This is a genomic window from Oleiphilus sp. HI0080, assembly GCF_001635135.1.
Genome location: NZ_LWFU01000526.1, coordinates 1 through 8,509, shown reverse-complemented (window position 1 = coordinate 8,509; position 8,509 = coordinate 1). Strand labels below are relative to the sequence as shown.

The following is an 8,509-nucleotide window of genomic DNA, read 5'->3' as shown; positions in this document are numbered from 1 at the left end:
CTTAAAGGTCTCTGCACCGTCTATGATAGCGCGACCTGGAGTACCTGTTGCCTGATAACCGACGAAAATCACATGGGAATGTTTGCGCCAAAGGTTGTGCTTAAGGTGGTGGCGAATACGCCCACCATTGCACATTCCGCTGCCCGCAATCACAATCATCCCGCTGTCTACACGGTTCAAGGCCATAGATTCATCGGTGGTACAGGAGTAACGAAGTATCGGTAAAAAGGTATGCAGACTCTTATGTCGTTTTGACGAGGGCAAGGTGGGGTGCTCAATGGTATCCAGATCTTCTTCGTTATAGATATCACTGTATCGATGATAAATCTCTGTCACCGAGATCGCCATCGGACTATCAAGATACGCCACCTGATGTCTCAGTTTACCTTGCTGATAAAGCTCACCAAGACGAAAAATAATTTCCTGCGTTCGGCCGACGGCGAATGATGGTATGAGAATATTACCGCCATTCTTTGAGGCGTCCTCAATGATACTCTCAAACTCTTCGAGCGTTTCCTCCATTGAGCGATGATCACGATCGCCATAGGTTGATTCCATCATTACCACATCTGCCGACTCAACAATATCGGGATCACGCAGCAAGGCCGCCTGCGAATTGCCGAGATCACCTGAGAAAACGAGCTTTTTCTCTATCCCGGCTTCTTTGATATAGAGCTCGACAATGGAAGAGCCAAGAATATGCCCTGCATCTAGAAATCGAACGCGAACATCGGATGTGATTTTAACATCGCGATAATAATCGCTGCCTTTGCAATAGGTGAGCGCATCGAGCACGTCTTCGGTCGTGTAAAGAGGCTCTATATCTTCCTTGCCTGCTCTACGACGGCGACGACTCTCCCACTCCGCATCCCGTTCTTGCAAAGATGCTGCATCCTTGAGCAAAACGTCCACTAGCTCGCATGTCGGCCATGTCATATGAATAACCCCGTCATACCCAGCCTTGACCAACAAAGGAATACGACCGGAATGATCCAAGTGCGCGTGCGATATAACGACAGCATCGATGGTGCTCGGATCAAACGGCAGAGGTTTTGAATTCGCCTCTTCTTCTTTACGCCCGCCTTGAAATAAACCGCAATCAAGCACAATTCGGCTTGAATCTGTTTCCAGTAAATAGAGCGACCCTGTTACACCTTCTACCGCACCGTAAAACGTCACACTAGCCATGGTGGCCTCCTAATTTTGACTCGACACACTGTCGAGATCATTTATGTGCCCTTGCTCAACTGAGCGACTCTTATTTTTATCAGAATCCAAGGTTCTCTGCAGCTCATTCAAGCGCACTTCTGCCTTTAGCCACTGCTGTGCATAGCGCGACACCTGTGCCAATATATCGATATGGTCGGTCATCTGGCGCAAACTCACCTTACTTTTCGTGCCAGCCAACAGCAATTCAGCTTTGGCTAAGTCATGCTCTGCCTGCAACTCACGATAGCGATGCTCTACCTTATTTATGTCTACACCCTGACTAAAGCGCTCGCTGCTCACGAAATCCATCACATGATTGAAGAATCGCTGATTCCCTGCTTTCAATGCAGAATCTTCCAGCGCCTCGACCTTGACCATCGTTTGAGCAAACTGACGAATAGACATCGCACAATTCAATAGGTATTGATCAACCCGCATTAGCGTTGCCAACTGCTTGGTAGTCACTTCCGTCAGTGCCACCTGCTCGATGCTGACAATAAACTTTGAGACCTGCGTTGAGAGCATAGCGACAACATGTAGCTCTTGCTCAATCTTCGGCAGGCTCGATTCATTGATCGTCAGCGCCGTTTTATAGGCCTCACTTATTCGCGAACCAATTAACTCAAGCTCAAGAACAAGAGCATTGACGGCCAAGACAGGTGTCGAAGCGACATTGCTATCAAGAAAGCGCGGATGAGACTCGCGCTCTTCCCATGAAACAAAACGCTTTTCAACAAAGCTGGCGAGCCGGTCATTCACAGGAAAAACCAGCATGACACCCAGGATATTAAATGCAGTATGAAACAGTGCTAGTGTGATTTCCGGACGACGCTCCATGCCAAGCATATCGCCGAGTTCGGCTATCAACCAAAAAAGAAGCGGCAACAACGCCAACGCCACAACGGCAGTACCGATGTTAAAAATAACCTGAACAGCTGCCACACGTTTCGCATTAGAGGTTGCACCAATGGACGCCAGCACGGCGGTGGAAGTGGTTCCAACATTCGCACCAATAACCATCACCGCTGCGACGGGCAAAGAGACGACTCCGCTTGCTGCCGCTGTGATGGTGATTGCGATAGAAGCGCTTGATGACTGAGTGAGCACCGTCATTAATATGCCCAGCAGCAGAAAGCTCGCATGACCAATCAAACCCTCAGTCTCAATCTGACTCAAATCGAGCGTCGCTACCAAACCATCGAACGCAGACTTAAGCACATCCACGCCAATAAAAAATAGACCAAAACCAACTAGTGCCATTCCCGCTGAACCAACGCGCCCATGACGCCGCGTTAGTCGTAAAAACATACCCATGCCGATCATCGGCAAGGCAATGGCATGAAGATCCAGTTTAAAGCCGGTCAGCGCAACCAGCCAGCCTGTCATTGTGGTACCAATATTCGCGCCGTAGATAATACCTAAAGCCTGTCGCATTTTGATCAGGCCAGCATTCACAAAACCGATTGACGCAACCGTTACCGCACTGGATGACTGCACAATCGCCGTCATCATCAAGCCTGAGAATATGCCGCGCAGGGGTGTACGGCTCCATTCAGACAAAATCTTTCGCAATGACGATCCTGCCGCCAACTTTAAGCCATCAGTCATCATGCCAATAGCAAGGATAAATATACCCAAACCACCTATAGCTGAACCGGCGATCGCAAAAATGTCTAGCAAGACGACGTCCCTCCGAGATCTAAGAGTCGCAAGATGCAAGCTTTGAACAAAGCTAAGTTATTAGGGTAGTGAGCTTACCCACATTCGAAACACAGGACAGAGATATATTAGGAATTTACGTCCTTTGGATAGACGAAAGCAGCCAAAATTGATACGTATCAACTCACCAAGAATACAAGCCGTCTTTATCTGCATTGGCCAAGCATGCTATCCAAAAGCCCCAAGGGGATCGGGCTTTTTGGGGGCTTATCATATCGACCGCCAGCAACAATCAGCCAACTTGTAACTGAATCCACTCTCGGGCAGAAATCCGCCCCTGCTCTGCGAGTTTCACGGCATGCTCAGTGAGGGTATTGAGTCCGCTCTCAAGTCGAAGGTGTTCGAGATTTTTTTCTGAGACGCCGTCACTGATCGCTTGTTTGATATTCAAATCAACGGGCAAGGCCTCGTATAGCCCTCTTCGCCCTGAGATACCAGTGCCATTGCATTCTTCGCAACCAGAGCTAGATTTAAACTCGATGTGTGCAAGCTCAGGCTGCAAATTAAGCATGCGCGCCTCTTCCGACGCGTCATCGCCGATACAACTGGGGCAATTTAACTTCGCTAATCGCTGCGCAACCAATAGGGTCAGCGTCGCCTTTAACAGGTAGGGCTTAACGCCCATTTCAAGCAAGCGTGTAATCGCCGAAATGGCATTGGTACAGTGCAAGGTACTTAGCACAAGATGTCCGGTCAGCGCGCATTCGATCGCGATTTTTGCGGTTTCTTCGTCGCGAATCTCGCCCACCATAATCACATCGGGGTCGTGTCGTAGTATATTCCTCAGGGCTTTCGGAAAGGTCGAACCTGCTTTACGGTTTATCTGTATTTGTTCCGTACCTTCAATATGAAACTCCACCGGATCTTCAACCGTAATGACATTCAAGGCCTTGTTTTCAATGATCTCCTGCAACAACGCATAGAGCGTGGTCGACTTACCGGAGCCGGTAGGTCCCACAACGAGCACGAGACCATGGCTTTGTTTGGATGCCTTATAGACATGCTTGTACTCACCTTCTTCAAGCCCTAGCTGCTCAAGCGAGAACAGGCGTTGATCCGCATTCAGCAGCCGAACGACTAGGCTCTCCCCGTGAATGGTTGGAATGATCGACATACGCAACTCAAGCTTATGCCCTCCGACCGATATACGTGCCCCGCCGTCCTGTGGCATTCGATGTTCTGAAATGTTCATCCCACCGATGATTTTGAAGCGACTAATTACCGCGGCCAAGTGCTCTTTATGAATCTCCGAGCGCAGCACCATGTTGCCATTCATACGAAGCAGGTAGTCGGCTCCCTTCTCGGTTGGTCGAATATGAATATCGGATGCGTTCTTGCGGTAGGCCTCCAACAACAATCGCGTGACGATTCGAACAATTGGCTTCTCGCGAACCTGTTGTTTGATCAGCTCCAGCTCATCGCCAATCGTTGCTTCGCTTGAGCCGTTCTGCAGACCAACCAAGGCTTCTGTGCTGTATAGATGATCGATCGCAGCATCGATCTCCTGACCCCGACACTTGAATGCCTCGACATGACGGCCCGTAACAAACTCAATATTCTGAACCGTATCGTCGTAATCAACGTCTTCGTCAATTGCGATAATGAGGCTGTGCCGGTACTCGAACAAAGGGACAACACGATAAAGATCCGCCCACTGAGCCTGAATGCGCTCTTCGATGTCAGCCGGGAAAGGAAAGTCCGATAAGTTTACTTTAGGAACCGCGGCGTCTTGCAACGGACTGATACGCTGAAGATCTAAATAGTCTTGGAGTTGTTCGATACTGTGGACAAAATACTCAACGGGCTCGCGTGCAGCCTTTCTCATATATACAACCTTACATCTTTGATGCTCGCGTGTTTAACCACCAACATCATATGAAAACAGACTCGCGTTTAACCTAGGCCAAAAGTTCCGTCGGACGCTTGCTTCTCAGACTTCTCGAATGCCTCAATCATTTTCACTAAACGCGCATGCTCGGTGCCACTTTCGCCCGAGTGTAAATAGACTTTGGCGGCTTCAACAACATGCTCTGCTGCCCGATAGCGACGCTCAAAATTGAGCAATGTTTCGGCAATCAAATCAGGGTCTTGATTCGTATCACGCATCTGTTGCGCTTTGTTCAGGACGACGTTCAACTCTTCTAAAGATAAGGTGCTCAAGGGCGACTCCTAGCGGTTTTCGATCGTGTATTACTATTATGGCTCAAAAGAAAAACCTTGGAAGGAAAAGGGCTTGAGGAGGATCAAGTTGACGTAATAAAGACCAAAAAAGGTACTTTTTACCTAGTTGATTAAGCGCGTCAGGTGTTCTTTATCGGGTACTTTTTAACGCTGGAGCGATGACCAGAACAGCGTTTGGAGCAATACTTTACCTGCTCCCAGTGTTTTGCCCACTTTTTTCGCCAAACAAAATCCCGCTCGCAAACTGGGCAGCGTTTGCTCGGTAAATCAGACTTTTTCATTGGCTGTAAGCTTGCCCAAAAAGCGCTGACTATCAGAAGCAATCAAGGCACGCTTTTCATCGGTCATTTTTTCGAGCGTTCGGTAAGGCATCGCAAGGCGCTGATTGCCGCGTAAAACGGGCTTATTTCGCTCAAGAAAATCCCAGTAAAGATAATTAAACGGACATGCCTGATCGCCATTTTTGTCTTTCACCTTATAACGACAAGACTGACAGTAATCAGACATTTTATTGATGTAGCTACCGCTGGCTGCGTAGGGCTTGGAAGCCATCAGGCCACCATCTGCAAACAAAATCATGCCCTGTACATTGGGTAACTCAACCCATTCATAGGCGTCTGCATAGACCAGCAAGTACCAGTTTTGAACCTGCTTCGGATCGATACCGGCAAGTAACAGAAAATTGCCTAGCACCATTAAGCGCTGAATATGGTGTGCATAAGCATTGTCACGCGTTTCACTGATACATTGCGAGAGGCATTGCATGTCTGTGTCTGCGGTCCAAAAAAACTCGGGCAGATCGCGTGTCGCATCAAGCGTATTCTGCTCGGCGTAGTGCGGCATCTGCTGCCAATAAAGCCCTCGAACATACTCACGCCAACCGAGCACTTGTCTGATAAAGCCCTCAACCGCATTGAGCGGCAGATTGTGTGCGTGGTAAGCCGATTCGACCTGTTCGATCACTTCCGCGGGCGTGAGAAGACCACAATTGAGATAAAAACTGATATGGCTATGGAACAACCAAGGCTCACCTTTTTTCATGGCGTCTTGAAAGTCGCCAAAGTGCATCAAGCGCTCTTCAATAAATTGCGCCAGCACCTGCAGCGCCTGATCACGTGTAACCGCTAAATCAAAGCTTTCAACAGAGCCAAAGTGTTCATGAAATTCTGCCCTCACTAGCGCCAAAACTTCTTCGGTGATCGCATCGGGTTCGAATGCGGTTTTAGCCGGTACGCTCACTCCCTTAGGCAAGGCTTTGCGATTATCAGCATCAAAGTTCCATTGTCCGCCAAGAGGTTTTGCGGCGCCTTTTTCATCGGATTCGCTACCCGCTTCCATCAGAATATTTAATCGCTTGCGCAGCTCGCGATAGAAAAACTCCATTCTCAATTGCTTGCGCCCTTGAGTCCAAGCATCAAAGTCTTCAAGAGTCGATAAAAAGCGGTCGTCCTCACGAATCTCAACATGCACGCAAAATGTCTCGCCCCAAGATTGCATGTCTTCCAAAACACGCCATTCTCCGGGAAAGGTTAGAACAAGGTGCTTCAAACCCAACACGTTTAAAGCCTGCCTTACCTCGCCCTCCAAACTGCCGGCATTCTGCGCGTCGTCGTACCGAATATAACGAACCGTCAAACCACGCTGCTCAAGCTCTTGCGCAAAATGACGCATGGCCGAAAACAAAAAAGCAGTTTTACGTTTGTGGTGTTTGACGTAGGTGGCCTCGGTGCGCACCTCGGCCATTAAGATCACGTCTTTTTCAGGATCGATATCGCGTAAACTCGCCAGATCATGGCTTAGCTGATCCGCCAGAACCAAACGTAGTTTCCCTGATGCAGTGCCCGACATGTCTCTCTACCTCAATTCACCAGCATAGCTTTCGCCCGCGGTTATCATATTAAGTACTCGCTCTCAGCGCCCGCGCTTGATAGCTAGCCGGCGCGTTTGACTGGCTCATACGCATCCAACGCTGCTTGGCGAGAAGCCTTTAGATCGACGATCGGTTCGGGATAGTCAATGCCTAGCACAATGCCTGCGCTCTTAAGCACATCTTTGGGCGTCTCCCAAGGCTTATGAATGTACTTCTTTGGCAGTTTAGAAAGCTCCGGACAATACCGTTTTACGTACTCGCCCTCTGCATCAAACTTTTCGCCTTGCAGTACCGGATTAAAAATTCGAAAGTACGGCGAGGCATCCGCGCCTGAACCTGCCACCCACTGCCAACTCGCCACATTCGCGGGCAAATCCGCATCGAGCAGACAATCTCGAAACCACGCCTCCCCCAAGCGCCAATCTGTCCTCAGGTTTTTGACCAAGAAGGAGCCAACCACCATACGGACTCGGTTGTGCATATATCCGGTTCGCCAAAGCTCACGCATACCTGCATCGACAATAGGAATTCCTGTCTGACCGCTTTGCCAAGCGCGTAACAGAGCGGGGTCGTTCTGCCAGGTAAATGCATCGAACTTCGGATTGAAGTTGTCTTTGGTGATTTGCGGAAAATGGAAGAGCAAGTAGTGACTGTACTCCCGCCATCCAAGCTCACTCAAGTAGGTATCCAAGTGTTCGTCTTCGATATCCATCTCGAATGCGTGTTTGGCTGCATACCAAACCTGATTGGGCGACAACTCACCAAAATGTAGAGAGGGACTGAGTTGCGACGTACCGACAACGGCTGGAAAGTTTCGCTTTGACCGATAATGAAACGCCGCGTTTTCGAGGTAGAGCTCAAGACGCTTGGCTGCGCCCTCTTCTCCCGGTTGCCATAGCGCATCGATCTCTTTATACCATTCGATACTCGGCATTAAACCCAATTCGTCCACGCTCAGACTTTCTAGGTTACGAGAATTAGCCTCCTGCGTAGAGATCGCAGTGAGATCCGCGCGGCCAAAAGGGACTCTCGGTTCTTTTGCTTTCAGGCAGCCCTTCCGATAATAAGGCGTGAATACCTTATAGGGCGTACCTTGCTGATTGAGAATATCCCAAGGCTCCCAAAGCAAGTTAGCTTGGAAGCTTTTCGCATCCACTCCCTTGTCTCTCAACGCGCTCTTTATCAATGCGTCTCGTTCGGTTTGCCACGGCTCGTAACAACGATTCCAATAAACCGCTCTGGCATTCGTTTCAGCGAGCAAGCCCTGAAGCACATCGGCCGCTTTCCCTTTGCGCAGAATAAGCTTGCCATCGAGAGACTTGTTTAGCGCTTCAAGGGAGTGATGCAACCACCAACGACTCGCCTCACCTGTGGCAAATTCACCCGCATCGTCGTCATCAAGAATAAACACCGGAATCACCGAGCCGGCCTGACAAGCGTGATAAAGGGCCGGATTATCGCGAAGTCTCAAGTCACGGCGAAACCAGACGATGGTGGAATTTTCGGTCAAAACGGCATCCTTGAATAACA

Annotated in this window: 7 protein-coding genes; all 7 read right to left on the bottom strand. The window is 49.3% G+C overall.

What is annotated here, in order from left to right; translation table 11 throughout:
• On the bottom strand, positions 1-1,188 hold a 1,188-nt coding region (locus A3751_RS11210; RefSeq protein WP_068455856.1), incomplete at its 3' end, for an MBL fold metallo-hydrolase.
• Positions 1,189-1,197: 9 nt separating this feature from the next.
• On the bottom strand, positions 1,198-2,889 hold the full coding sequence (locus A3751_RS11205) for a Na/Pi cotransporter family protein (protein WP_068455853.1): 1,692 nt from the start codon (positions 2,887-2,889) through the stop codon (positions 1,198-1,200).
• A gap of 271 nt (positions 2,890-3,160) precedes the next feature.
• On the bottom strand, positions 3,161-4,753 hold the full coding sequence (locus A3751_RS11200; RefSeq protein ID WP_068455850.1) for a GspE/PulE family protein: 1,593 nt from the start codon (positions 4,751-4,753) through the stop codon (positions 3,161-3,163).
• Positions 4,754-4,821: 68 nt separating this feature from the next.
• Positions 4,822-5,088, bottom strand: coding sequence for a hypothetical protein (locus tag A3751_RS11195; protein ID WP_082863199.1), 267 nt, complete (start codon positions 5,086-5,088; stop codon positions 4,822-4,824).
• Between the two features lie 140 nt (positions 5,089-5,228).
• The gene (locus A3751_RS21810; RefSeq protein WP_082863198.1) at positions 5,229-5,390 is read right to left on the bottom strand and encodes a DUF2256 domain-containing protein; all 162 of its coding nucleotides are present in this window, start codon (positions 5,388-5,390) and stop codon (positions 5,229-5,231) included.
• On the bottom strand, positions 5,377-6,957 hold the full coding sequence (locus A3751_RS11190) for a cryptochrome/photolyase family protein (RefSeq protein ID WP_068455848.1): 1,581 nt from the start codon (positions 6,955-6,957) through the stop codon (positions 5,377-5,379). The genes A3751_RS21810 and A3751_RS11190 overlap by 14 nt, the downstream gene beginning before the upstream one ends.
• Before the next feature lie 83 nt (positions 6,958-7,040).
• A partial coding sequence (locus A3751_RS11185) for a deoxyribodipyrimidine photo-lyase (RefSeq protein WP_369821241.1) occupies positions 7,041-8,509 on the bottom strand: 1,469 nt, incomplete at its 5' end.

Coding starts and splice junctions, on each gene's coding strand:
- A3751_RS21810 (WP_082863198.1), bottom strand. CDS start 5,390: ATGAAAAAGTCTGATTTACCGAGCAAACGCTGCCCAGTTTGCGAGCGG.
- A3751_RS11190 (WP_068455848.1), bottom strand. CDS start 6,957: ATGTCGGGCACTGCATCAGGGAAACTACGTTTGGTTCTGGCGGATCAG.
- A3751_RS11200 (WP_068455850.1), bottom strand. CDS start 4,753: ATGAGAAAGGCTGCACGCGAGCCCGTTGAGTATTTTGTCCACAGTATC.